Source organism: Methylobacillus gramineus (assembly GCF_020532675.1).
Classification (GTDB): domain Bacteria; phylum Pseudomonadota; class Gammaproteobacteria; order Burkholderiales; family Methylophilaceae; genus Methylobacillus; species Methylobacillus gramineus.
Map to the genome: position 1 here is coordinate 204,603 of NZ_JAJAVE010000003.1, position 24,471 is coordinate 229,073.

Consider the following 24,471-nt stretch of genomic DNA (forward strand, 5'->3'; position numbering starts at 1 on the left):
CACTAAAAATCAACTTGATTGCGCTATTGAAACTGCAATATTGCGATATGCTACTGCATCGGTGACCACCTTGCATGGTCACTGGAGCCTCCGTGACGGGGGAAATTCAACCATTTTCCGAGATGCAGATGCCATGCAACAATCAGCCTCTTCCATAGATATTGCGCGTCAGACCCTGATGCAGCTGGCATCGCGCAAAATCCAGCCTACCCCTGATAACTTTCGTACCGTCTATGACGAAATTGCCGGCGTTAAATCAGCCGATAGTTCTGTTGATCTGGCAAACACCCTGAACGATGTACTGGTAAGCGCAGGGCAGCAGAGCCCTAAATACAGTACGGCGGCCCAGTCTGTTAAACAGTCGATAGAAAGCCGAAACTGGCCGAAGTTGGCAGAGCAGCTTGGCAATCTCCTGCCGGTTTCCAGCGCAGTGGATGAGGGGGTGAGCTGGCCTGCGACGGTACGTAATCTGTTGAAGCAACTGGATATGAGCCACAAGGGCGTGACCTTGACGCGCAAGCGTGAGGGCTTGAATCGCCTGCTCAGCAAGTTTGAGCATGATGAGGCATTGCCCCAGAAAATGCAGTCATTGATCAACTCCTGGGGTAGCAGTAACACCGATGATCTGGAGATCATGGATACCATGGAGGGTAGCGCCTCTGCCCCTGCCAATGCGGTGACCGGCCCTGGTGAAGCAAACCGGGAGCCTGCGCGCGAATATTACGCTCGCGTATCTGATTATTGGCGCGATATGCTGATGCGGACATTGAACCTCATTATTATTCCCCAACTGTCAGCCCTGCCTGAGGTGGCGCAGAAGGCAGAAGCTTTGCTGGCGGATATCAAGCTTGCCTACTCGGAAGAGGATGTATTACGCCAGGGTGAAAATCTCAAGTCCATTCTGTTCACGCTGGAAATGCATGGGGATTCGCAACATCGTATGCATGAGGCATTGCTACAGTTATTGCGCCTGTCGATCACCAGCATGAGCGAGCTGGTGATGGAGGATAAATGGTTGCATGGGCAAACCCTGATATTGCGCGATATTCTCTCGCGCCCGATGAATCTGGATATGTTGTTTGATGCTGAAAGCAGCTTTAAAGAGCTGATCTTCAAGCAGGGGCAGATCAAGCCTCGACTGATCGATGCCAGGGACGCGGTCAAAAAGATGGCAGAAATCTTTATCATGCGCCTGACCGATATGACTGAGAGTACCAGCGAATATCAGAGCAAGATTGATGTGTACAAGCAGAAGATTACCGAGACAGAGGATATCCTGGAGCTTAATAAGCTGATTGATAGCATGATGGAAGACACGCGTAATATCGGCCTGAATATCCGTCAGTCGCGTGAAATGCTAAGTGAAACCCAGCTGAAAGTGGTGGAAGCCGAGCGGCTTATAGATGAGCTCACATCCAAGCTGGATTACTTTAGCGAAGTGGCCCATGAAGATTACCTGACAGGCACGCTTAATCGCCGCGGGATGGAAGAAGCGCTGGAGCGCGAGTTTGACCGGGCCGACCGGCATGCGACTCAACTCAGTCTGGCCATGATGGATATTGATCATTTCAAGAAACTCAACGACAAGCTGGGTCATGCGACCGGTGACAAAGCGCTGGTGCATTTAGCCAAGATTATCAAGGAGTCCCTGCGTACGACAGATGTGCTGGCACGTTATGGCGGCGAGGAGTTTATTATTATTCTGCCCGGTACTGGCGAGAGCGAAGCGATAGACATTGTGAAACGCTCCCAGCGTGAGCTGACGCGCAGCTTTTTTATGCACAAGAATGAGCGGGTCCTGATTACCTTCAGTGCTGGTGTGGCCGAGCGCCAGTCGACAGAGCCAGCCGCCGACCTGGTTCCACGCGCAGATGCTGCTTTATATAAAGCCAAGCAGAGTGGGCGCAACCGGGTTATTGGAGCAGGTGAGCAGGAGCCATGATCCTAGTTGAGATGGTGTTTGGCTCCAGTTTGTATCAACAAAGCCTGGCCTTGCGACAGTTGGTTTTACGTACCCCGCTAGGGTTGGTGTTGAATGAAACGGATGTGATTGGGGAAGAAGAGCAATGGCATTGGGGATTCATCCAGGATGATGTGCTGCAAGCTTGCCTTGTGATCAAACCTCAGCCTCATGCGAGTGCAAAACTGCGGCAAATGGCGGTTTCCCCTGCATTGCAAGACCAGGGATTAGGGCGGCAGTTGCTGGCTCAAGCGATAGTCCTGCTGCGTGAGCGTGGTTTTACTGACATGACATTAGATGCGAGGCAAACGGCAGTGAATTTTTATCGTTGCTTGGGATTTGTGGAGCAGGGAGCGTATTTCCCCCAACTGGGTATCCCCCATATTGTGATGACACAGCGGATATGAATGGATGCGGTAAAGACTGGACTAAAAGCTTGAACTAGGGGAAGCGCATGTTTTCCCTGGCGGATTGGTATGATCATTACGAGCATGCTAGGATAGCCCGCTGTTAACGCACCTTTCAGTAGATTGTACTTACCAATTTATATGAGCGCATGGCCGATGGCCTTGAACTCACAATCAGCATTCCCTAACCTTAGAAATAAAGATTTGATTACTCCAGAACGCCTGACGCAATTAGCACTGGGCATGCTTATCCTGCTGGTCGCGGGGATTTTTATCGGTGGCGAGGCGCCTGGTGCTGGTGGCTTATTTATCCCGCCGTGGGACAAAGTGGTCCATTTCTTTGCTTTCGGCACCATAGGCGTACTCTCCGGTATCGCTTTTCCTCGTATCCCGTTGCTTTTGATCTGGGTGCTGGTGGTCGCGGTGGGTGCTGCTGATGAATTCCATCAAATATTCATTCAGGGACGCCAGGCTGGCCTGGATGATTTGCTGGCGGATGCGGTGGGTGGTCTTGCCGCATTGCCGGTGATTTCAGTATTGAGGACATGGTGGCGGCTGGGTAAGCGCGATTAGTCTGCAATAGCTTTCCAGTCCATATGTGTTATTCCACTCATTTCAATGTAAATAGCCTGCATGCCGTCAAACATTCAAGCACCAGATACTGCCTTCCCCTTACGTAATATCGCGTTTATTCGCCTGCTGGCGTTTCGCGTCAGCATTACGTTCTCCTATCAGATCATGGCGGTGGTGGTGGGCTGGCATGTGTATCAGATCACGCATGACCCGCTGTCATTGGGGTTGATAGGTCTCGCTGAAGTCTTTCCTTACTTCTGTACCGCATTGTTTGCCGGGCATGCCGTTGATCACTATTCGCGGCGTATGTTTGGGGTCATGGCCAGTACCCTGCTGGTATTGAATGCACTGGTGCTGGCCGCGATTGCAGCAGGCCTGCTCTTGCATGAAAGCGAGTCTTCACTATTTATTTACGCCTCGATTGCCTGCGTTGGATTTGCCCGGGCATTTATCGGGCCATCCTATAGTGCTTTGTTTGCATTGGTATTGCCGCGACAGCAGTTTGCGCGCGCTGCCAGCATCGGCAGTTCAGTGTTGCAGACGGGGCTGGTGCTGGGGCCGGCGATTGGCGGTGGCATGATCGCCTGGGCTGGTATTACCTCGGCCTACCTGATGTCTGCGTTATTTGCCTTGTTTGCAGTGATTGCCATGTTGAGCTTGAGAGTGAAGGAACCACCGGGCACAGACAGCACGCCGGTATTTGCCAGCATTGCCCAGGGCTTGCGGTTCGTATTCGGCAACCAGATCATGCTCGGCGCGCAGGCCCTTGATATGTTTGCCGTATTGTTTGGCGGTGCTGTGGCGATGTTGCCCATGTTTATCCACGATGTATTCCACTACGGGCCAGAAGGCCTGGGTATTCTGCGGGCAGCTCCGGCCATTGGGGGCATTGCCACCGGTATATGGCTGACACGCCATCCGGTTAACTTACATGCTGGGCGTATTCTGCTAGTGGCGGTGGCAGGTTTTGGTCTCAGTATTATTGCGTTTGCGCTCAGCGGTAGCTTCTGGATGGCGGCAATGTTATTGCTGATCTCTGGCATATGTGACGGCGTGTCCGTTGTGGTCCGCACCACGATTATGCAACTGGTCACACCGGATGCGATGCGGGGCAGGGTATCTGCCATCAATGGCATTTTTATCGGGTCCTCCAATGAGCTGGGCGCGTTTGAATCCGGCATGATGGCGCGCCTGATGGGCTTGATTCCTTCCGTTATTTTCGGTGGTGCCATGACGATAGCCGTAGTAGGGGCGGTCGCTAAATGGGCTCCCGGCCTGCGCAAACTCAATATGCGAGATCTGCACTGAGAGCCTGTATTGGTTAACGCTGGGTAGGAAACACGGCCTGGTCTGTGAGCGCCCTGGCGATTTCGTCATAGACCAGGCGTATACGATCTGGCACCGGGCCACGCTTGGGGCGGTATACATATAAATCCCAGGAAGGTGCGATGTGGTCATCCAGAACGGTGATCAGGCGTCCGCTATGAAGATGCGGAATAACGAATGGGGCCGCAAGTTGGGCAAACCCGACCCCGCTCAAGGCCAGGTCAAGCTCTACGCTAGAGTCATCGGTGATAAAGCTGGTGGTCTTGGGACTAAGTTGCTGACCATCGGCAAAAAACCAGGGCCAGGTCTTGCCGCTGCTTTTGTCCACCAGTGCAATAGTGGGGTGGTCATGCAGCTCCTGCAGAGTGCGTGGCTTGCCGTTACGGGCGACTAGCTCTGGCGTACCTGCCACAAAAAACGATACTTTGGATAGAGCGCGAGCGACAAAGCTGCTGTCGCGTAAAAATCCCACTCTCACACCAATATCAATCTGCTGTTCCACCACATCGCTATGCGTATCGGAGAGCCGTAAATCTATGGTGATCTGCGGATGTTCACGGGCAATCTTGCCCAGGATGGGCATCAGGAAAAGCTTGCCGATGACGATAGGGGCGGTAATACGGACGATGCCGCTCATCTCGCTGGCAAGTTGTTTGCCTGAACGCAGAAACAGTTCGTCTACATCCGCAATCGTATCGCGTGCACGCAATGCCAGCTGTTCGCCAAACTCGGTAATACGCATCTGCCGAGTGTTGCGGTAAAACAGCGGTTCTCCAAGAATGGTTTCCAGCTCTTTCACCGCACGTGTAACGGCCTGTGGCGAGACACCCAGGCGGGCGGCTGCTTCCTTGAAGCTAGATGCTTCGGCAGTGGCGCAGAAGATGCGCATCATTTCCAGGCGATTAAGCATGATGAGGCAGTGTAAAAATGGATATTGTCATTATTCCACATTATGGAATTCTAAAATAAGCATATTTCCATTTATTCAGTAGGGGAATTTCCGCATACTCTGGACATATGATTGGACATATGATTGATTTCTAACGATATATTTAAACATATATAACGTTATCAACAGGATTTTTGCTTTTAAAAGGAATGCTTCATGGTCAGTTTAAATATCAACGGCAAGGACAGGCAGCTGGATGTGCCTGGTGAAATGCCGATTCTCTGGGCCTTGCGTGACATTGAGCACCTGACAGGGACCAAGTTTGGCTGTGGAATGGCCTTGTGTGGTGCTTGCACCATTCATCTTGATGGTGAGCCAGTACGATCTTGTGTCACTCCAGTCTCTGCGGCGGCCGGCAAGAAAATCACCACAGTGGAGCAGATTTCCACTGACCCGGTGGGAGAAGCCGTGCAAAAAGCCTGGCTGGATCTGGGAGTAGCGCAATGTGGATACTGCCAGGCGGGCCAGGTGATGTCGGCTACTGCCCTGTTGAAGGCCACCCCTAACCCCAGTGATGAGGAAATCGATGAGGCCATGAGTGGCAACATTTGTCGTTGCGGGACATATCCGCGGATACGTGCAGCCATCAAGCAGGCAGCCAAAGGAGCGGCGAAATGAATGTGGATATTGAACAACTGGATCTACCCAACCTCAGCCGTCGCCAGTGGTTGAAGGGCGCAGGCGCCATTACGGGTCTGGCATTGACTATCGGTGTGAGCGGGCTGGTGCGGGCAGCGGTGGAAGAGCCGAAGAAATTTGGTGGTGACGCCATGCCGGGTGGCCTTAAGGATGATGCACTGGTATTTGTCTCCATCGGGACGGACGGCATTGTCAGCATCGTGGCCCACCGGTCTGAAATGGGTCAGGGTGTACGCACGAGCTTGCCTATGGTGGTCGCCGATGAGTTGGAGGCTGACTGGAGCAAGGTACGTGTGGTGCAAGCGGAAGGCAATGAAGCCAAGTACGGTAACCAGAACACCGATGGTTCACGCAGCCTGCGCCATTCATTTGAGCCGATGCGACGCGTGGGTGCGACGGCCCGCCACATGCTGGAAACCGCGGCAGCAGCCCAATGGGGAGTGCCAGTCAGTGAGGTGGAAGCCAAGCATCATGAAGTCATCAATAAACGCACGGGCAAGAAACTAGGCTATGGCGAACTTGCGACTGCGGCTGGCAAGCTCGCGGTACCTGCGCGTGAGAGCCTGCGTTTGAAGACGCCAGCCCAGTTTCGCTATATCGGTAAGCAGAATACACGCAATATCGATGGCAGGAAGATCGTGACTGGCGCTACGCATTACGGTATAGATACCCAGCTGGACGGCATGCTGCATGCGGTGATCGCGCGTCCCCCGGTATTTGGTGGCAAGGTCAAACATTTTGATGCGAGTGCGGCGCTGAAAGTGCCTGGCGTGGTGAAGGTGCTGGAGCTCAAGGGCAGCAATCTTCCTCCGCTGTTCCATCCACTGGGCGGTATTGCCGTCTTGGCGACCAACACCTGGTCTGCCACCAAGGGGCGTGAAGCACTCAAGATCACCTGGGATCATGGCCCCAATGCCAGTTATAACTCGCCTGCCTTCAGGAAAACACTAGAAGCTGCTGCCCGTAAACCGGCCAAGGCTGTACGCAATAACGGCAATGCGAGCGCAGTATTGGCCAAGGCCAAGCAAAAATTTGAGGCGGAGTATTACCAGCCTCATATTGCACATTCCTCTATGGAGCCGCCTGCGGCAACGGTGCGTATCGTCAACGGCAAGTGCGAAGTATGGGCCTGCGTGCAGGCACCACAGGCCACGCTTGAAACAGTGGCAGCGCACTTGGGACTCAAGCCAGAAAACGTCAAAGTCAACGTTACCTTGCTCGGTGGTGGGTTTGGCCGTAAATCCAAGCCAGATTTCGTCGCTGAGGCAGCACTTCTGTCACAAGCCATGAAGGGCAAGCCAGTTAAGGTAACCTGGACCCGTGAGGATGACATCCACCATGATTATTTCCACACGGTTTCGCTGGAACGCATTGAGTGCGCATTGGATGAAAAAGGCCTCCCTACTGCTTGGCTGCACCGTACCACGGCGCCTACCATTGCATCGACCTTTGTGGCCGGGGCTAAAGGTGGCGCACCATTTGAGCTAGGCATGTCAGCGGTGAACATGCCATTCAATATCCCTAACGTGCGGGTAGAAACCCCGGAAGTGGCTGCCCACACCCGTATAGGTTGGTTCCGCTCAGTGTCCAATATTCCGCATGCGTTTGCCGTGCAGTCTTTTGCTGCTGAGCTTGCACACAAGGCAAAGCGCGATCACAAGGATTACCTGCTTGATCTGCTCGGGCCGGCCCGCAAGATCAATCCTGATGATATTTCCGATAGCTGGAATTATGGGGAGTCACCCGAGCGTTATCCGCTGGATATTGGTCGTATGCGCAATGTGATTGAATTGGCGTGCAAGAAAGCGGGATGGGGGCGTAAGTTGCCCAAAGGACATGGTCTGGGCCTATCGCTGTGCTATAGCTTTGTGACGTATGTCGCCACCGTGGTTGAGGTCGTGGTCGCGGAGAATGGTGAAATCAGCATTCCCCGCGTAGACCTGGCAGTGGATTGTGGTCCCCAGGTGAATCCTGACCGCATACGTTCACAGGTGGAAGGCGCTTGTATCATGGGCGCCAGCTTGGCATTGAGCGGCGAGATTACGTTCAAGAATGGGATAGCCGAGCAAAGTAATTTTCACCAGTATGAAGTGTTGCGCATCAATGAAGCCCCGCGGGATATTCAGGTGCATATTGTGGAACATGGCTTGGATGTCCCACTGGGCGGCATAGGTGAACCTGCTACGCCGACCATTGCGCCTGCCCTCTGCAATGCCATTTTTGCGGCAACGGGCAAACGGATACGTACCCTGCCTATCCGTGATCAATTGAGCAAGGTTTAATCCATGACCAGCATGCATGCATTGGAGCAGGAGGTGCTTGAGCAGGCGTTGGCATGGATCAATGCTGATCATGAGGTGCATCTTTTTACTGTGGTGCAAACCTGGGGATCTGCGCCTCGCCTGCCGGGCGCTTTGCTGGCGGTGCGTGATGATGGTCAGTTGGTTGGCTCGGTTTCTGGGGGGTGTATTGAGGATGATCTGGCTGACAAAGCCAGGGAAGGCGTACTGCCCACCAAGACCGCGCTGCTTGAGTATGGGGTCAGTCGTGATGAGGCCCAGCGTTATGGCATCCCTTGTGGGGGACGCTTACAGATATTTGTCGAGCCATTGAAAAACACGCAGCACATCCAGCGAGTGCTGCAAAGTCTGCACGAGCGTCGTTTGGTGAAGCGATCCGTGCGTCTGGGTACTGGCGAAGTCATGCTGGCGGATGCGATGCCAGGATCGGTAGCCGCGCTGGATGGTGACTGGTTCCACAGCTATTTCGGCCCCCAGTGGAGGCTGCTCATCATTGGTGCCAACCAGCTTGGTGCTATGTTGGCGACGATGGCGCAAGCACTGGAGTTTCAGGTATTGATGTGTGACCCGCGTGAAGACATGCGTGCGCAGTGGCGTGTGGATGGCGTGAGCTGGCAATCGGGTATGCCGGATGATGTGGTGCTGGATATTACGCCTGATTCCTTTACCGCTATTGTCGCGGTGACGCATGACCCCAAGCTGGATGACATGGCTTTGCTGGAAGCACTGAAATCTGAAGCTTTCTACATAGGTGCGCTAGGTTCCAGACTCAACCAGGAAAAACGCCGCGAACGCTTGCGCATGTTTGACTTGAATGACGAGGAAATTGGCCGGTTGCATGGCCCGGTAGGCTTGCCGATTGGCAGCAGAACGCCCGCTGAAATCGCCGTCGCCATTCTGGCCGAGATCATCCAGATTCGCTCTCAACAACGTGCTGCCGCACTCACCAGCCAGTCAATTGCCCAGGCTTTCCCTGCAGGCAGTGCTTGCGCCAGTTAAGCCATGTTCTAGGCCTTGGATAAACTAGCTTAGCTGGAGCTTAGTCGCTCCAGATCTTCCCAGGTATCAATGTCTTGCAGGATGCCCAGGTCATCACACTCCAGAAAATGGACCTCTCCCGTATGGCGGCGCAGGACAGAACGTGCACCTTCGTCGCCCGTGAGCGCCATCAGCTCGGCATAAAAACGGCGATTGAAACCCACCGGGTGGCCGCGTTGCTGCTGGTAAGTCGGCACGACAATGCCAGCCCCTGCCGCCAGTTTCAGCGCAATGCTGGCGATGGTTGCCGGGCGAATAAATGGCATATCCGCCAGCGCAATTACAATGGCATCAGGGGGAGAGTCTTGAGAAGAGAGATGATGTACAGCCGCAGCTAAGCTGTCGGCCATTTGCTGCTGATGTGCTTGGCAGGGCAAGGTCTCCAAACCAGCACCAGACATCAGCTTAGCAAGCTCAGGTGCTTCAGGCCGCACTACTGCAAGGCTATGGGGGAGGGCAGCAACCAGATTATTGGCTGAAACCACAGCCGTGGGCTGGTCTGCTTGCAGTGGATGAAGCAGCTTGTTGCCATGCGAAAATCGGCGTGAGTGACCGGCTGCGAGGAGTATGCCCTGAATATTCATGCGTTTAATATGACTCGCTAATCATCTACAGCACTTTGAATGCGGCATCTGATGCGAGTGTCACACCCATTCTGGCAACTTTCACCACATCTTTGCTCAAGCACAGACTGGTTTCATTAATGTCTTCAAGTGCAAACCAACCAACCTCAAGCGCATCATCTGCGGCGACTGCGTGACCTGAAACCCAGCTGCATAGCACTGCTACCAGAACAAAATGTTCTTGCAGTGTATGGTTGTCGTCACGATCAAAAGCATCAACCGCAGTGATAACACGCAATGCTTCAGATTGAATGCCGGTTTCCTCAAACAATTCGCGGACCGCTGCACTCTCGATGCTTTCACCAGTATTGATCTTGCCGCCAGGAAATCCCCAGTAGCCCGCATCAGGTGGATTGGCTCTCCGCACCAGCAATATGCGGTTATTGTGAACAACAACGGCAATGACCGCAGGGATTGGATAAAGCATCAGCTTAATTATTGATTTGATTAGCAGCGATTTTATTAGCGATATGCGATGGAGGAGCTTACAAAGTCCATATTACATCGATTGCACACTATGTTCAGGCTGCTGGCTCATCTGCCTTTGTCTCGCTGGATGCCGCAGTTTCTGTGACTTTTACTGCCTTGGGTTTGCGCGGCTGTTTGCGGCGTGCCTCTAGCGAGCGAGCCTGGGCCGCATCCCTTGAGGTCACTTGTCCTGCCGGATTCCCTTCCAGGTCGACACGGGGGGCATCCTCAACAATGCTTGCCCAATAGCGTGTACCGCGGCACCAGGTTTTAACTGCTTCCGTGATGGCAACCTCTTCCAAACCGAGGTCCTTTGCCTTGGCAAGCAACTCCTGATGAATGCCAATTTTGAGCGGCAGCTTAGGCGCCGGATTCTTGGGAAACGACTTGGGGAAATGTTTTTGCAGCCTGCCTATTGTCAGCACCACCGGATCCACCGGGTTGGGATTCGCTTTCGCTGGTTGACGTGGTTTGGTAGCAGCCGTCTTTGGCTTGGCTGGTTGCTCGGTCTTTGCCGTGGCTGCCAGTTGTTTTTTTAGTTCTGCGAGTTGTTCAAAGCCCATAGTGATATCTGGAAAAATAAAAAAGGGAATTCTACTACTGAAAGCCTGATGATTATGATGCTAATCACATAGTAATCGTCTGCATGGATAGCGTGTTAGGTTTTTGATGATGGCTGGCTTGCCAGTAGAGATTGGCTGAGCAGCCTGAGCCCATCCTGCTAAACAGGGTAGTTTCAGAGGTAAGCCCTTAAAAAATGCCAGAAAAACCATGCTCCAGCATCAGATTTTTAACTTGCTGGCTGTACAGGGGTATCCAGTGCTTGTTTCAAGCGATAGATAAACTCCCTGCGCACAATGCTTTTATCCTGTGGTTTTACCTGCAAGCGGCCTCGTAGTACGGCAGTTTCATGGTCCATTTGCTCAATACCGGCAATTTCCAGGTCGCTGTCTATCTTGTCTTTGTAGTGTTTATCGGCACGTAATTCTGCCCCTATCTCGCGCATGACTTGCAGGATGTGGCTCAAGTTACTGGCTACCGGTACTTTGAAATCAATCACGGCATAGGCAAAGCCACGACTCATGTTGCTGACCGTGGTGATGACACTGTTGGGAATGAAATGTACGCTACCTTCATAATCACGCAGGCGGATGTGGCGCAAGGTGACTTCTTCTACAGTCCCGCGCTTGCCAGCGGCTTCCACGGAATCACCCTGGCGAATCTGGTTTTCCAGCAACATGACCAGGCCATTGAAATAATCCTTCACCAGGCTTTGGGCACCAAAACCAACAGCGACACCGACAATACCCGCTGCGGCCAGAATGGGGGCAATCGAGACACCCAGCTCATGGAGCACTTCAACAACGGCAATGCCGCCAATTACGGTGGTAGCGATATAGCTGATGACACGTCCCAGGGTCTCAATGCGTTTGAGTTCTTCAAGGTTTTGCTGGGCATGCTGGCGCAACCTGCCCTTGAGCAGGCGGATGGCATTGTTGCTGAGGCGAATCAGTACAATTGCGGCGATGATGACGAGCACGATGCGGAGGCCTGATTGAATGAAGTGTGCGAGGCCTGCCGTGTTGGAGATACCCAGTGAGCTTAAATATTGTTCCATGAGGTTCCTTACAGAGAGTTAAAGTTGCAGCCAGTAAAAGCCTAGTGGCGGGATCACGAGCTGGCCATGGCGGGTAGACAGCACTTTGTCCGTGTAGAGTTCACGTACCTGAGTGTGTTCAAACACATTCACCGCCTCCAGGTCCTTCAGCTCCAGGGTTTGTGCTGCGGTATCAAAATTGGCGACGACCAGCACACGGGAGTGGATGCCACTAGACGTGAAGCGCAAGAATGCAAACAGGTGCGGATTGCTGATCGTCAGCATCTCGCGATTATTGAGGTCGGCAAAGGCGGGGATCTGCTTGCGGATGGCAAGGATTTTTTTGATCGGGTGGAAAATGCGATATTCCACAGTGCCTTCCACATGGCGTTTTTCTGCATTGTCCCAGTTCAGGCGTGGTCGATGTACCCAGCGACTGTCATGGTGCTTGTTCTCATCCGACAGGTAAGTATTGTCATTAAGGGTGCCAATCGAGTCCCCGTAATACAGCAGTGGAATGCCACCAAAAGAGGCAATCATGCTGTGCAACAGGATAATGGTATTGATACTGATCGCAGTGGCAGCTTCATCGTGGATCAGCAAGGCATTTTCCAGGCCTGCCAGGGACGCTAATGAGCCGGAAATGCGGGCATCCCCGGTTTTTTCATTGCGGCCAAACGCAACGCCGGTGGCGGTGGAGGCGGGATATTGTCCAGTGTAATAATCGACCAGGAATCGCCGGTGTAGCTGAGGGTCATAACCTGCCTCGCGAATATCGTTATCATCAAAGCCCAGGCCGATGTCATCGTGGCAGCGGATGTAATTGAGCCAGGTAGCCCGATCCAATTTGGTGGGCAGGCTACGTACCCCTTTTTCCAGCAGGATGGTCTTTTTGGTGGCAACCGCTTCCCATAGTAGGGCCATGAAAGTCGCGTTGTAGGCGATCTCACATTCTTTGGCATTGACTGCATCTTCACCAAAATACTTGATGATTTCCACTGGTGCAACAATGGCCTCGGCAATGAACAAGGCACCTGGTGCGGTCACCTGGCAGCAGTCCTTCATCAATTGCAAAATCAGGTGAGCTTCACGTTCATTCTGACAGGTGCTGCCGACTTTTTTCCAGAGAAAAGCGACTGCATCAAGGCGGATGACGTCGGCCCCATGATTGGCCCAGAACAGGATGATATCGATCATCTCAATGAAAACAGCGGGATTTTTGTAATTGAGATCCCACTGAAAATCATTGAATACCGTCATCACCCACTTCTCCATTTCCGCGTTCCAGGTGAAATTGCCTGGTGCAGTTTCGGGAAAGACCTCCGGCATGGTTTGCTCGAACAGGTCAGGTATTTTGCGGTCGGTGTAGGTGTAGTAATAATCCTGGTATTTTTTCTGGCCCTTGCGTGCCTTGGTGGCCCACTCGTGTTCATCGGAAGTGTGGTTGACCACGACATCCAATACCAGCAGCATGTCGCGAGAGCGCATATCAGCGCTCAGGTTATCCAGGTCTTTCAGGGTGCCATATTTGCTATCAATCTTGCGGAAATCACGTACCGCATAGCCCCCGTCGTTACGTCCCTTGGGGCCATCCAGCAAAGGCATGATGTGCACCAGGTTGATGCCGAGTTCCTGCAGGTAATCCAGTTTGCTATGCATGCCGTGAATGCTGTCTGCATACTCCTGGCAATACAGCGCATACCCTGCCAGCTTCTGGCTCAGGAACCAGTCATGGTCTTTCTCTCGTGCAAGGTCACTTTGCCTGAGCTCGCTGGAGCGGTTGGTGTATTGCTTGGCCATGACCTCCACCAGCTTGTGCATTTGCAGGCGGAAATCGCGGCGGTCCCCATAAAGCTGGTGAAACAGCGAATGGATGGCGTAAAAATTGGCCCCCAGCCGGATATAAAAGTGCTTGAGATCATTACTATCGACCTTGGGGTCAAGCCCAATCAGGATGTCGTTGAGTAGTGAGTGCGAGACTTGTTCATACATGCCGATTCACTTTCTTTTTTATTGATTAGCTCTACACGGAATGCCCTGGCTCAGTGTTCCGCCACGGGTTCTGGCTCAATCTCTTCAAAGCGATAATGCTCGATACCTTCCAGAATGCCTGCAGCATAATGGCCCTGGGCAAAATACACTTGTTCCATGCCACGTAGTTTTTCCAGCTCCTCGCTGTGGTTGCCCACCACGACGCCTAGGGTGTCGCCCACCAGCATTTCATGGTCATTGCCAGAGTCACCAGCTACCAGGAAGTTTCTTAGCGGCACTCCCCATTTATAAGCAAGATAGCGAATGGCATGACCCTTGGATGCGCGGATAGGCAGAAGATCGAGAAACTCGCCATGCGAATAGATGAGTTGGGCAAATAATTGCTGTTCACGCAGCTGGTGATTGATCTCTTCTAGTGATGGCATGGTGGCTGGATCAACGATATAACTCAGCTTGAATTCACGCTGATTCTCCGGGGCTTGCAAGGTGAGTCCTGCTATCTTGCTCATGGCAGCAGCCAGGTCTTCCCGACGCCATTTATGCCGGATGTGGTTAGCCCAGCCGGTGTCAGGAATCAGGCGGGAGCCATAATGAATTTCACTACCTACAGAGGTGATCAGCACTTCGGGGATAGGCACCTGCCATTCCTTCAGGATCGCAACTGCACTCTCCAATGGACGACCAGTCGCAATGCCAAAGGCCTGTTTGCCCTTGTGTTCCTTCAGCCAGGTCACCAGTTTGCGCAAGGCGCGCTTGTCGCCAAGCAAGGTGTTGTCGATATCGCTGATGAGGGCGGAGTTCACCAGTGGCATATAGGATTTTCCCGAATCTAGTGTGATAACCAGCTGGCGGCGCCAGCGCTTGCGATCACGGCGTAACACATGCTGCACTTGCTTCATGTAGGTGTTGACGTGGGCAGGCCAGTTGTAATGACGCTTGACGCCAACCAGGCCATTCTTGGCCCATTGTCTCCAGCGTTTCTTGTCTTCCAGCACCTCACGCAATGCCCCGGCAATTGCCTGGCTATCCAGCGTATTGGCGATCACGCCACTACGGCAATTGCCGACAATATCTCGCGGGCCGCCGTCATCCGGGGCAACAAAGGGCAAGCCGCTGGCAGCCGCTTCTATCAAGGTCAAGCCAAAAGGTTCTGTGAGGGCGGCATTGACGAAGACACCACGGCGGCGTGCTGCCAGGCGATAAAGCTCAGGGATATCGTCCTGGGTAATGTGCTTGGGAATGGATACCTTGCCCCAAAGGTCATATCGGTCAATATCCAGCAAGAGATCCAGCATGACCTGCTGCTGGGATTCCTCCAGGTCGAGAATGTTCTGGCGGGTACCGGCCACAATCAGCAAATTGGCGCTTTGCTGCAGTTGTTCATCTTCCCCATAAGCGGCAATCAGTCCTTTGATATTCTTCCTGAGCTCGGGTCTGCAAATGGTGAGTATCAAGGGCTTGTCTGGCTGGCTGAAAAAACGGTCCACTGTTTCCTGCAGGGTGGAGGACATTTTCTTGCGGCCCGGTGGGGAAAAACGTGAAGTATTGGTGCCGGGGGGAATGACACGAAAACGCTGATGGTCAAAATGGCGATACTTGCTGTATTGCTCATCAATTTCCTGCTGCGTGCTGGTGATAATCATGGAGGCATGCTCCAGCACGGATTCTTCTACTGCAATACGCCGCTCAAAATTGAATTGACGTTCTATGCTTTGCGGCTTCTTTCCGGAAGCTAGTAAGCGTTCACGTTTGGTGTGGCCCAAGGAGTGACCGGTATGTACTTGGGGAATGCCGAGTAGCAGCGACAACTGCTGCCCGACATAACCCGCATCTGCGTAATGCGTATGCAGTAAATCCGGCAGACGCCCCCCTTGCTGGCGCAGGAAATGCAGGCACTGATCCACCATTTGATCGAGATGCGGCCATAAGGATTCCTTGCGCAAATAGCGCTTGGGGCCACATGGCAGGCGGATAATGCGGGCATTGTCCTCCAGGTTCTCTTGCGGCCGCTTGTAATCTTCAGGCAGGCTGTCATCGTCGATCAAGCGGGTGAGGAGGTCGACTTTTTCTACCTGTGCGTGCTTGGATAGTGCATGTGCTAATTCAACGACATAAGTAATCTGCCCGCCTGTATCGGCATCGCGGCCCAATTCCAGATTTTCGGAACGAATCAGGCCATGCATGCTGATCATCAGAATGTAGATGGGGTGCTCGTTGTTTCTCTCTGGCGATGGCTTGGGGGGTGTCATGACTGCCACTCCTTGAGAAATGGCAGGTAAAAATCGGCAGAGCTAGGGGCTGCACCACGAATCGTACATAAAGCGGCGGCAAACTGGTTGGCGCGTTGAAGCGTGAGCTCAATAGGCCAGCCTTTGAGAATGCCGAGAATGTAGGCGGAGGCAAAACCATCACCTGCGCCTACGGTGTCCATGAAAGGATCAGGTACGTCACTTCCAGTGATTTCCGTCACCTTGCCATCCTTGTTCAGTATCCATGCGCCCTCTGCGCCGGCAGTGACCAATATCATGTCCAGGTTGAAGCGTTTGAGCATGGCTGTGGCATATTCGAGCGCAGTCTTGCCAGGCAGGCGCAACATGGAAGCCAGCACATCCAGCTCATCATCGTTCATCTTGACGATATCTGCGCGCAGCAAGGAGCGTCGTACCGTGTGCTTGTCATACCATGGATCCCGCAGATTGATATCGAGAAAGCGCGGGCTGGTGCCGTAATTGAGAAAGTTATCCAGGGCCAGCCGGGCTTCCATATTGCGTTGGGCGAGGGTGCCGAAATACACCAGATCAGGCTTGGTCGACATGGTCACCATATGGGTGACACCCGCATTGATGTAATCGTAGGCCTGGGAAGGCAGAATCTCAAAGCGATGGCCGTCGTCCGCCATATGTACCTTGACTTGACCCGTGGGATGAATGGGATCGGCTTGCACGCCGGTAGTGTCCATGCCCAGATGCGTCATTTCATCCAGCAGTTCCTGGCCAAGGGCATCATGGCCGATTCGCGTGATCATGACCGGGTGTAGCCCGAATGCATGCAGGTGACGTGCAACATTGAAAGGTGCGCCGCCGAGTACGCTTCCATCAGGGAAGATATCGGCCAGTACTTCGCCGAAAATGGCGACAGCATGGCCGTTTTCTTGTTTGAAATTTCGCTTGTTAAGTGCCAATGTTGCTCCTTTTTTATTTACCGTGAACGGCAACTGCGCATAAATACGGAGTTGAGTGGCAATTGATTACTTGGTCAGCTGTATCTTCGTCCAGTCGTTACCTGCTGCCTCCAATAATCGGGCCAGGGCTTTGCTTTTGCTGCGGTAATTGTCTGAGTTGGCGTCCCAGCGCTGTTTAACTGATATATGAAGTGGCCCTGAAATATCGCGGACATGTTCTTCACGCGCCAAGTAAATGCCTTTCCGTTCGTTGTGTTGCTGGCCGTTCTCATCAGGTTGGATGGTATTCTTCAGGTGAGGTTCAAAAATCAGTCCACATTCTTCTGCTTCATAGATCATCCACTGTGCTGCACAGTAGCTTAATCCTGGCTGATCATAGCCTCCGCCTATGTCAGAATGCACGCCAGCAAACCAGACTTGCTTCAAGTCCAGTTCGGGTTTTTCGCTCCATAGGGTCGGTTCAAAATCCTTGCGATTCTCGTCAATCGACACGGCATGACGTGCACGGAGAATGATCTTGCTGGGTTCGGTATCGTGAAAGAGGAATTCGCGCTCACCCAGGGTACCCCAGAATGGAATGGGAATGCCCAGCGCCCCGACAGTGTCCCAGACACCCACGAAGTTGATGTAAGTAATGTCGGCTACGGCATAATCCTGGCGGAATTTGATGGCCTCGGGCTGATTGGGGCCACTGGTGCGTGAGCGTTTGCGGTACAGCTTGTAAGCATCGGGAATCCTGTTAGCGAATTCACGCTTGAGCAGGCCGCTGTTACGGATGAAACCAGCCAAGGAACGCACGGTGTAGGCACCGCGGCTAAAGCCAAAAAAATACAACTCATCGCCGGGATCATAGTTATGCACGATGAACCGGTAGCAATCCATGATGTTCTTGTCTATACCTGCGCCGGTAATCCCACCACTGATTTTATTGCCGTCAGAGCCAACCCCCCAATCGTAAAATGCCACCTGGTCAATATCCTTGACTTTGGGCTGCACAGCTTGCGCCATGCTCAATACGTTGGTCGGGTTTCCCTGTTCGGGTGAGTTCCAGGTGCCGTCAGCGAAAATTGCCATTCTCTTCATGGAGTGCTCCTTTTTTCAGTAGTCAGTGGTGGATAAAACGTCCTTCTAGATACAAAAAAACCTGTCCGTGGGTTACGGACAGGGGGATTCACGTGGTGCCAGTAGACATTCCTACTGGCAATTTGATGCAGAGTTTACAAGGTGCGACCAAACAATTGCAGTGCAAGCTGGTAGCCAGTCGCTGCCAGTTGTGGATCGTAACGTTCTCCCTCGTCGCGCATGAATGCGTGCTGGCCGTTGAACTCGTGCCAGGTGAAGCTGAGGCCAGCGTCTGTCAGTTGCTGGTAGACCTGAATACGGCCTGCGGTGGGGATATGGTTGTCCTGCTTGCCCCAGATCATGAGCAGTTCGCCCTTGATGTCGGCCAGGCGTTCCATGCTGTGTTGACCTGGCTGGTTGGGGATGACCTGGGTATGCAGGTCAGTGGCATAGAAACAGGCAGTGGCTTTTACTTCTGGTTGCAATGCAGCACGGAATGCCAGGTGGCCGCCGATACAGAAGCCTGCAGCACCGATATTACCGTTGAACCAGGGTTGGGTCTTTGCCCATTCGATCATGGCGCGGTTGTCGCTGTCGTAGCCTTGTACATCCTTGGCTGACTTGTCGGCATTGCCCTTGTCACGGCCTGCATCATCATATGCCAGCACGGTGCCAATTGGATTGAGCTCGTGGAAAACTTCTGGCACCAACACGGCGTAACCGCTGCCCGCGATGATTTTGGCAGCACGTTCAATCGGTCCGGTTTGCTGGAAAATTTCCGAGTAGAACAGGATGGCCGGGAAGCGGCCTTCACCTGCAGGGCGGTGAACATAGGTTCGCATGACACCGGTTGGGGTTTCCAGATCGACGATATGGCTTTGAATCAGCATTGCGTGGTTCCTCCCACAGTAGGTCTATTGATAATGACCGATATTCTATCGTGCTACAGCGCGCAATGCAGGATTAATCACGCGGTAAAGACAGCGGATTGTCTGTATGGGCCAACCCGCTGTATGGCTTACTTGCTGGAGGAAAGGCAGCTTTGCATAAAGGTCTTGCGTTCATTACCTTCCAGTTTTTTGCTGGAGGCTTCGGTATTACAGGTCTTCATCTTGAGTTGCTGGGTGTTGCTGCTAGCTTGGGGATTGGCCGACAGACAGTTTTTCATGAAGGCTTTGCGTTCATCGCCTTTCAGGCTTTTATCCCCTGCTTCGGTATTACAGGATTTCATTTTTTGCTGTTGCGTATTTTCTGCCGTGTCTGCCGTGTCTGGTGTGGCCGAGAGGCAGACTTTCATGAAAGCCTTACGCGTGTCACCAGTCAGGCTCTTGCCAGAAGCCTCTGCGTTACAGGCTTTCATCTTGTCTTGCTGAGTACCAGCATATGCCACGTTGATGGCCAGCGAAGCAAGCAAGACAGCAGTGATCAGTGATTTCATGGGCATAACTCCTCATCATATTGTTGTGGAATAAACAGCCACACTATCTTATGCCAATTACAGGAAAAGAGGAGGGGAGAGATTGTGATCTATTGTCAAATACACCATGAGTTATCGAGTTATCCGGCGCACAACAGGTTTCAACCCGCGATGAGGCTGACGATATGCTGGGCATACAAGATCATTAAGGCAATGCCATTGGCAATGCGTAAAGAAAGTTGGCTGATAATTTCCATCATACGATGTCCTTTGTATGCGATATATGGGTGACCAATTCAGGATTTTTTGTCTATGAATCTGGTCAGGTCATGCATGATTTGCAGCATGATGCGGCTTTTGTTGCGGTTGATATCTGCCGTCTGGCTCGCTGACAGTGCCTGGTCATTGGCGCTGGTCAATGTCCCGGAAGAGTATCCGTTGATATTCATGGTGGATTTAATCGTGTGGTCCAGATAAGCGATACGGTTCCAGTCCGACATATAGGTGTATTGCCGTTCTGCTCCATTGATCAAGTCGTGCCCCAGAGAATAATCCGCTGGAGTGTTGGTAACTCCCAGATAGGGCATCAGCGTCGGCACGATATCCATATGACTACTGAGTTCCGTATGCACTTTTGCCTTCATTCCTGGCAGCCAAAGCACTAAAGGGGTACGTACCTGTTCATTGACGAAGGTGGAGTTGTGTCCCCAGTAGCCGTGCTCCATGAATTCCTCGCCATGATCGCCGACCATGATGACAATGGTGTTATCCAGCAGGTTTTTTTCACGCAGATGCTGCATGACGCGCGCAAACTGGCTGTCCAGATGATGTACGGCATTGATGTAGCGGTTCTTGATTTGCGGCATATCGTGGGCCAGTGCAGCCTTGCTGAGCGTGGCGTAATTGATGTCATCCTTGTACGGACGGCGAATCACGCTCTCCTCGGGGAAGTGATAGCGCGCATGCGGGGACTCAAAGAACATAAAGGTAAAGAAAGGTTTGAGCGGGTCTCTGGTGTCGATGAAATGCAGCATGTCATCCACATTGGACCTGTCATTTTCCCAGCCTGCCCGGCCATTGTGTTGCAAGGCCTGCGTATTGGCTGAAGGCACGTGGCTGAAAATGGTGCGGTCAAATTCCGGGTAGCTGAATAGTGCGCTGGTATAGAGGCTGATCTGGTATTGCTGTTGCTGCAATACGTCAATCATGGCGGCCCCGCGTTGATCGCGCAGGAACGGGAACCAGTAGTTGCCAGGCAAGCCGGTGAACATGGAGAACACGCCCATGCGGGTGCCATTGCCGCCGCTATAGTGGTTGGTGAAGCGTTGTGCTTGGGCAGCAAATCTCCAGGTTTCAGGCATGACGTCGGGGTTCAGCATGTCTGCGCGCCATGACTCAGAGGTGAGCCAGATAATATTGTAGGGTTGTCTGGGTGCCTGGATATTGAATGGCTTTAAGGGGTAGTTCAGGCGTCCATCCACATTCAGCTTGGCTTTGGGTTTGACCTCTGCCCCCAGCAGTTTGAAAAAACTTTTGGCCGTGACAGGCTGGAAGAATGGTACTTGTTCGATCAATTCCGTCACGGAGGCCTTGCCAAATGCATCCTCCGCGGCATAACCAAGATGGACTCCCAGGCTGGTGAGTATGAGGCTTAATAGCGCTAGCCGCCTTGTTGCCTTGTTGCTAGGCGATGTATAACGGGTAAAGAGTGGGCGCTGATAGATCTGGTGTATAGCCAATAGCAGCAGGGCTTGTAACGCAAAAAAACCAAGTCCTATCAAGGCAAGGCTTAGATTGGATGCGTTGCTTCCGCCCAGTGACTCAATGCCGCCAGGGGTGGTGATCAGATTGATAATGAAGCCGTTGATAAAGGTGCCATAGAGCGCATGAATCTTGGCATTGGCGTAAAACAACAAGGTGGTGATGCCTCCCGTGAGAATGGCAACGATATAAGCTGGCCAGGGAGATTGCGATGAGTGATGTCGGGTAAACCAATGGCTGATAAGGTTTGTGGCGCTGGTGAGCGCAACTGCAGGCAACAGGTAATACCAGCCATAACAAAGCCAGCTTGCCATGACCAAGCCGAATGCCCCAGCGCCTGCATGCCATGCGTTGATGAGTTCAATGGAGTCGGCGGCAATGAAGAGGACTAGCAGATAGGTCAGTAGAAAATAACAAGCCAGGATTTTGTTGGTATTGATGGCTTTCGTCAGGCTGGGCATAAAGTCGTTAACATTGGGTGCGATAGGCACAATACTCAGCAAGGGATGTGCCTGAAAGAAAAGATGTGTAAATACGCTTTGTATTCATTGTGTTATTTATGGTTTGGGTGCCTGTTTATCCTGGCAGCCTCATTCAATACCTTGATAGGAGAGGTATGCATGCAGTGAATGTCTGCATTATTTGCGTGCTGACGGTTAACTAAACGCAAGATCCTGCAAGTTTTGCATGGTGATTGCAGAACGGAGTTGAGGAGGACAATATGAACACCAGCTTGCTGGCGGCAGTAGAGGCAGCTTTAAAAGGGGATTGGGATACAGCACATCAGATTGCCCAGGACTCCAGTACACAGGAGGCTCACTGGCTGCACGCGGTATTACACAAGATTGAAGGCGATGAATGGAATAGCCGCTATTGGTATCGGCATACGCAACAGCGATATGAGGATTTTGATGACGTGCATGCTGAATTGCATGCGATTGCCAAGCAGTTAGAAGCTCAATCCGAATGAGATGCTATGTGCGTTGAGGCAAGGCGGACCTGAACACAGTTCCGCCTTGCTTGCTTTAGATTTCCAGTTGTGGGCGCTCGGCTTCGGGCCAGTCTACGTGGAAGAATTTACCGCGAGGCTGGTCTATACGCTCATAGGTATGGGCACCGAAATAATCGCGCTGGGCTTGCAGCAAATTGGCTGGCAAGGAAGCGCTACGATAGCCATCATAGTATGACAGTGCCGCGCAGAATGCCTGGGCTGGAATACCATTGCGCACAGCCAATGCTACTACATCACGCCAGCTGGATTGACCTTCTTCCAGGGCCAGGGTGAAGTAAGGATCCAACATCAGGTTTTTCAGGCGTGAATCCAGCGCGTAAGCATCGGTAATCTTCTGCAGGAAGCGTGCGCGGATAATACAACCACCGCGCCAGATCTGGGCAATCTCGCCAAAGTTGAGTTTCCAGTTGTAAGCCTCTTGTGCCTTGTCGATGAGCTGGAAACCCTGGGCATATGCACATATCTTGGAGCAATACAGCGCATTGCGGATCGACTCGATGATCTTCTTTCGATCTCCCTCTTGCTTGATTTCAGGGCCCTTGAGAATAGCGCTGGCGGCGACACGTTCATCCTTGACCGTGGAAAGTGCGCGTGCAAATACTGCCGCTGCAATCGCATTGGCTGGGGAGCCCAACTCAAGCGCATTCGCTGCTGTCCATTGCCCAGTGCCTTTTTGACCTGCGGCATCCATGATCTTGTCGACCAGGAACCCATCACCTGCCGGGTCTTTTTGTTGCAGGATATCGCCGGTAATCTCGATCAGGAAGCTTGATAACTCACCTTTGTTCCATTCTTCGAACACCTTGCCGATTTCATCAGCACGCATGCCCAGCAAGTTCTTCATGAGCCAGTAGGCTTCACAGATGAGCTGCATATCGATGTATTCAATGCCGTTGTGCACCATTTTCACGTAGTGGCCTGCACCGTCCGGCCCTATGTATTCAGCACATGCAAATCCGCCTTGAACTGGTTTGCCAGGCGTGGCGCCCTCGATCGGGTTGCCAGTGCGGGGATCTACCTTGGCGGCAATGTCACGCCAGATCGGCTCCAGTGAAGACCAGGCTTTGCGCGTGCCGCTAGGCATGAGCGATGGGCCGAAGCGGGCACCCGTTTCGCCACCGGATACGCCTGAGCCTATGAACTCAAGGCCTTTGGCGCGCAACTCTTTCTCGCGGCGTATGGTGTCTGTCCAAAGCGCGTTGCCCCCATCGATGATGATGTCGCCTTCTTCAAGAAAAGGGACGAGGGCATTAATCGTCACGTCGGTGGCACTGCCAGCCTTGACCAGCAGCACGATCTTGCGTGGTCGCTTGATACTCAGAACAAAGGTGGCAAGATCTTCAAAGCCGATGAGACGGTCTGCTGACGGTTCGTTTTCCTTGCAATGTGCGATGAAATCGCGGGTTTTTTCCGGATTGCGGTTGTATACCGAGATCGTGTAATTGTGATCTGCGATATTCAATGCCAAGTTTTGCCCCATGACTGCTAAACCAATGAGGCCAATATCTGCCGTATTTGTACTCATAATGATTGCTTCTTATTAAGTAGGGTGGAAAGGAACGAAAGCCGACGTCACATCACGATATATACAAATCGGTACAGCGACTTTCAAGTCAAACTATAGACCTATATGGCAAAAGGCACAAAGCCGGAGTTCCGGGAATTTTGGAAAAATTGATATTGATTAAGGATTAGCTGCTTGGGAAGCGAGCATGTGGGAGAGGGTTTTCAAGCGACGATTAAGGCTGTGTCCTGCAATGAGGAGCAAACTACCCGGTATTGTTACGGCGATTTCCGTGGCTTCACTGACTGGCAAAAAGGCAGCAATGCCTACCAGAACCAAACCTCCCGCTAACAGGATGCTCGGCTTGAGGTCATGATGGTGGCGCCAGCCTGACCATGCGCCAAATATAGCGGCTGGCAGTAACGCAATAAATAGCCAGACGTGCACACGCTCATCCAGGAAAATGGATAAAGGCAGTGTCACGGCCAGCCACGGCAACATGATGCAGTGAATCAGGCAGAGGAAGGACAGGGCGTTACCCAGCTTGTCCCAGTTGATCAATTTTTGCTTGAAAGAGTGAATGGTTAATACGCAGTTTTGCTAAAGACGTAAATTCTAGTCGATTTTGGCTCTATTTAGCAACAATGTTGCAAAGTAATGAA

22 protein-coding genes are annotated in these 24,471 nt (G+C 52.5%); 8 read left to right on the top strand and 14 right to left on the bottom strand.

Going from position 1 to position 24,471, the window contains the following annotated elements; all coding sequences use genetic code 11:
• The first annotated feature begins 133 nt into the window (after positions 1-133).
• The 4 genes from LG201_RS11525 (at position 134) to LG201_RS11540 (ending at position 4,248) form a co-directional block, all read left to right on the top strand.
• Positions 134-1,942: a GGDEF domain-containing protein gene (locus LG201_RS11525; RefSeq protein ID WP_226772351.1), complete on the top strand. Its 1,809-nt coding sequence runs from the start codon at positions 134-136 to the stop codon at positions 1,940-1,942.
• A complete protein-coding gene (locus LG201_RS11530; RefSeq protein WP_226772352.1) occupies positions 1,939-2,367 on the top strand; it encodes a GNAT family N-acetyltransferase in 429 nt (142 codons plus the stop codon). The genes LG201_RS11525 and LG201_RS11530 overlap by 4 nt, the downstream gene beginning before the upstream one ends.
• 162 nt (positions 2,368-2,529) lie before the next feature.
• Positions 2,530-2,940, top strand: a complete 411-nt coding sequence (locus LG201_RS11535) for a VanZ family protein (protein WP_226772353.1) — start codon at positions 2,530-2,532, stop codon at positions 2,938-2,940.
• A 60-nt stretch (positions 2,941-3,000) separates the two neighbouring features.
• Positions 3,001-4,248 (top strand): MFS transporter, encoded by a 1,248-nt coding sequence (locus LG201_RS11540; protein WP_226772354.1) that lies wholly within the window; start codon positions 3,001-3,003, stop codon positions 4,246-4,248.
• A gap of 13 nt (positions 4,249-4,261) precedes the next feature.
• Here LG201_RS11540 and LG201_RS11545 read toward each other — a convergent pair whose 3' ends face one another.
• Positions 4,262-5,176, bottom strand: a complete 915-nt coding sequence (locus LG201_RS11545) for a LysR family transcriptional regulator (RefSeq protein ID WP_226772355.1) — start codon at positions 5,174-5,176, stop codon at positions 4,262-4,264.
• 195 nt (positions 5,177-5,371) lie between these two features.
• Here LG201_RS11545 and LG201_RS11550 point away from each other — a divergent pair, with 195 nt between their 5' ends.
• The 3 genes from LG201_RS11550 to LG201_RS11560 are packed head-to-tail and all read left to right on the top strand — an operon-like array spanning position 5,372 to position 9,153.
• Positions 5,372-5,833, top strand: coding sequence for a (2Fe-2S)-binding protein (locus LG201_RS11550; RefSeq protein ID WP_226772356.1), 462 nt, complete (start codon positions 5,372-5,374; stop codon positions 5,831-5,833).
• Positions 5,830-8,136, top strand: coding sequence for a xanthine dehydrogenase family protein molybdopterin-binding subunit (locus LG201_RS11555; RefSeq protein WP_226772357.1), 2,307 nt, complete (start codon positions 5,830-5,832; stop codon positions 8,134-8,136). Before LG201_RS11550 ends, LG201_RS11555 begins: the two co-directional genes overlap by 4 nt.
• A 12-nt stretch (positions 8,137-8,148) precedes the next feature.
• Positions 8,149-9,153, top strand: a complete 1,005-nt coding sequence (locus LG201_RS11560) for an XdhC family protein (protein WP_226772884.1) — start codon at positions 8,149-8,151, stop codon at positions 9,151-9,153.
• A gap of 29 nt (positions 9,154-9,182) precedes the next feature.
• Here LG201_RS11560 and LG201_RS11565 read toward each other — a convergent pair whose 3' ends face one another.
• From LG201_RS11565 to LG201_RS11615, 11 genes are all read right to left on the bottom strand, one after another.
• Entirely contained in the window at positions 9,183-9,776 is a 594-nt protein-coding gene (locus LG201_RS11565; protein ID WP_226772358.1) for a nucleotidyltransferase family protein, read from the bottom strand.
• 25 nt (positions 9,777-9,801) lie between these two features.
• Positions 9,802-10,242 carry an NUDIX hydrolase gene (locus LG201_RS11570; protein WP_226772359.1) on the bottom strand — a complete coding sequence of 147 codons (441 nt, stop codon included), beginning with the start codon at positions 10,240-10,242 and terminating at the stop codon, positions 9,802-9,804.
• A gap of 94 nt (positions 10,243-10,336) precedes the next feature.
• Positions 10,337-10,846 carry a ProQ/FinO family protein gene (locus LG201_RS11575; protein WP_226772360.1) on the bottom strand — a complete coding sequence of 170 codons (510 nt, stop codon included), beginning with the start codon at positions 10,844-10,846 and terminating at the stop codon, positions 10,337-10,339.
• A gap of 227 nt (positions 10,847-11,073) precedes the next feature.
• A complete protein-coding gene (locus tag LG201_RS11580) occupies positions 11,074-11,901 on the bottom strand; it encodes a mechanosensitive ion channel family protein (protein WP_226772361.1) in 828 nt (275 codons plus the stop codon).
• Between the two features lie 18 nt (positions 11,902-11,919).
• Positions 11,920-13,872, bottom strand: a complete 1,953-nt coding sequence (locus LG201_RS11585; RefSeq protein ID WP_226772362.1) for an alpha-amylase family glycosyl hydrolase — start codon at positions 13,870-13,872, stop codon at positions 11,920-11,922.
• Between the two features lie 50 nt (positions 13,873-13,922).
• A complete protein-coding gene (locus tag LG201_RS11590) occupies positions 13,923-16,121 on the bottom strand; it encodes an HAD-IIB family hydrolase (protein WP_226772363.1) in 2,199 nt (732 codons plus the stop codon).
• Positions 16,118-17,053, bottom strand: coding sequence for a carbohydrate kinase family protein (locus LG201_RS11595; RefSeq protein WP_226772364.1), 936 nt, complete (start codon positions 17,051-17,053; stop codon positions 16,118-16,120). Before LG201_RS11595 ends, LG201_RS11590 begins: the two co-directional genes overlap by 4 nt.
• A 66-nt stretch (positions 17,054-17,119) precedes the next feature.
• Positions 17,120-18,136, bottom strand: a complete 1,017-nt coding sequence (locus tag LG201_RS11600; RefSeq protein WP_226772365.1) for a DUF2235 domain-containing protein — start codon at positions 18,134-18,136, stop codon at positions 17,120-17,122.
• A 134-nt stretch (positions 18,137-18,270) separates the two neighbouring features.
• Positions 18,271-19,005: a dienelactone hydrolase family protein gene (locus LG201_RS11605; protein WP_226772366.1), complete on the bottom strand. Its 735-nt coding sequence runs from the start codon at positions 19,003-19,005 to the stop codon at positions 18,271-18,273.
• A 128-nt stretch (positions 19,006-19,133) separates the two neighbouring features.
• Complete coding sequence (locus LG201_RS11610; RefSeq protein ID WP_226772367.1) at positions 19,134-19,553, bottom strand: PsiF family protein; 420 nt, start codon at positions 19,551-19,553, stop codon at positions 19,134-19,136.
• 275 nt (positions 19,554-19,828) lie between these two features.
• Complete coding sequence (locus LG201_RS11615) at positions 19,829-21,796, bottom strand: sulfatase-like hydrolase/transferase (protein ID WP_226772368.1); 1,968 nt, start codon at positions 21,794-21,796, stop codon at positions 19,829-19,831.
• 218 nt (positions 21,797-22,014) lie between these two features.
• Here LG201_RS11615 and LG201_RS11620 point away from each other — a divergent pair, with 218 nt between their 5' ends.
• On the top strand, positions 22,015-22,263 hold the full coding sequence (locus LG201_RS11620; RefSeq protein WP_226772369.1) for a hypothetical protein: 249 nt from the start codon (positions 22,015-22,017) through the stop codon (positions 22,261-22,263).
• Positions 22,264-22,318: 55 nt separating this feature from the next.
• Here the strand turns inward: LG201_RS11620 and gndA are convergent, their stop codons facing one another.
• The gene (gene gndA / locus LG201_RS11625) at positions 22,319-23,830 is read right to left on the bottom strand and encodes an NADP-dependent phosphogluconate dehydrogenase (protein ID WP_226772370.1); all 1,512 of its coding nucleotides are present in this window, start codon (positions 23,828-23,830) and stop codon (positions 22,319-22,321) included.
• Between the two features lie 159 nt (positions 23,831-23,989).
• Positions 23,990-24,370 carry a MerC domain-containing protein gene (locus LG201_RS11630; protein ID WP_226772371.1) on the bottom strand — a complete coding sequence of 127 codons (381 nt, stop codon included), beginning with the start codon at positions 24,368-24,370 and terminating at the stop codon, positions 23,990-23,992.
• Between the last annotated feature and the right edge of the window lie 101 nt (positions 24,371-24,471).

Coding starts and splice junctions, on each gene's coding strand:
- gndA (WP_226772370.1), bottom strand. CDS start 23,830: ATGAGTACAAATACGGCAGATATTGGCCTCATTGGTTTAGCAGTCATG.
- LG201_RS11605 (WP_226772366.1), bottom strand. CDS start 19,005: ATGCTGATTCAAAGCCATATCGTCGATCTGGAAACCCCAACCGGTGTC.
- LG201_RS11565 (WP_226772358.1), bottom strand. CDS start 9,776: ATGAATATTCAGGGCATACTCCTCGCAGCCGGTCACTCACGCCGATTT.
- LG201_RS11585 (WP_226772362.1), bottom strand. CDS start 13,872: ATGTATGAACAAGTCTCGCACTCACTACTCAACGACATCCTGATTGGG.
- LG201_RS11550 (WP_226772356.1), top strand. CDS start 5,372: ATGGTCAGTTTAAATATCAACGGCAAGGACAGGCAGCTGGATGTGCCT.
- LG201_RS11600 (WP_226772365.1), bottom strand. CDS start 18,136: ATGAAGAGAATGGCAATTTTCGCTGACGGCACCTGGAACTCACCCGAA.
- LG201_RS11575 (WP_226772360.1), bottom strand. CDS start 10,846: ATGGGCTTTGAACAACTCGCAGAACTAAAAAAACAACTGGCAGCCACG.
- LG201_RS11570 (WP_226772359.1), bottom strand. CDS start 10,242: ATGCTTTATCCAATCCCTGCGGTCATTGCCGTTGTTGTTCACAATAAC.
- LG201_RS11610 (WP_226772367.1), bottom strand. CDS start 19,553: ATGAAATCACTGATCACTGCTGTCTTGCTTGCTTCGCTGGCCATCAAC.
- LG201_RS11560 (WP_226772884.1), top strand. CDS start 8,149: ATGCATGCATTGGAGCAGGAGGTGCTTGAGCAGGCGTTGGCATGGATC.
- LG201_RS11545 (WP_226772355.1), bottom strand. CDS start 5,176: ATGCTTAATCGCCTGGAAATGATGCGCATCTTCTGCGCCACTGCCGAA.
- LG201_RS11555 (WP_226772357.1), top strand. CDS start 5,830: ATGAATGTGGATATTGAACAACTGGATCTACCCAACCTCAGCCGTCGC.
- LG201_RS11530 (WP_226772352.1), top strand. CDS start 1,939: ATGATCCTAGTTGAGATGGTGTTTGGCTCCAGTTTGTATCAACAAAGC.
- LG201_RS11540 (WP_226772354.1), top strand. CDS start 3,001: ATGCCGTCAAACATTCAAGCACCAGATACTGCCTTCCCCTTACGTAAT.
- LG201_RS11590 (WP_226772363.1), bottom strand. CDS start 16,121: ATGACACCCCCCAAGCCATCGCCAGAGAGAAACAACGAGCACCCCATC.
- LG201_RS11580 (WP_226772361.1), bottom strand. CDS start 11,901: ATGGAACAATATTTAAGCTCACTGGGTATCTCCAACACGGCAGGCCTC.
- LG201_RS11620 (WP_226772369.1), top strand. CDS start 22,015: ATGAACACCAGCTTGCTGGCGGCAGTAGAGGCAGCTTTAAAAGGGGAT.
- LG201_RS11525 (WP_226772351.1), top strand. CDS start 134: ATGCAACAATCAGCCTCTTCCATAGATATTGCGCGTCAGACCCTGATG.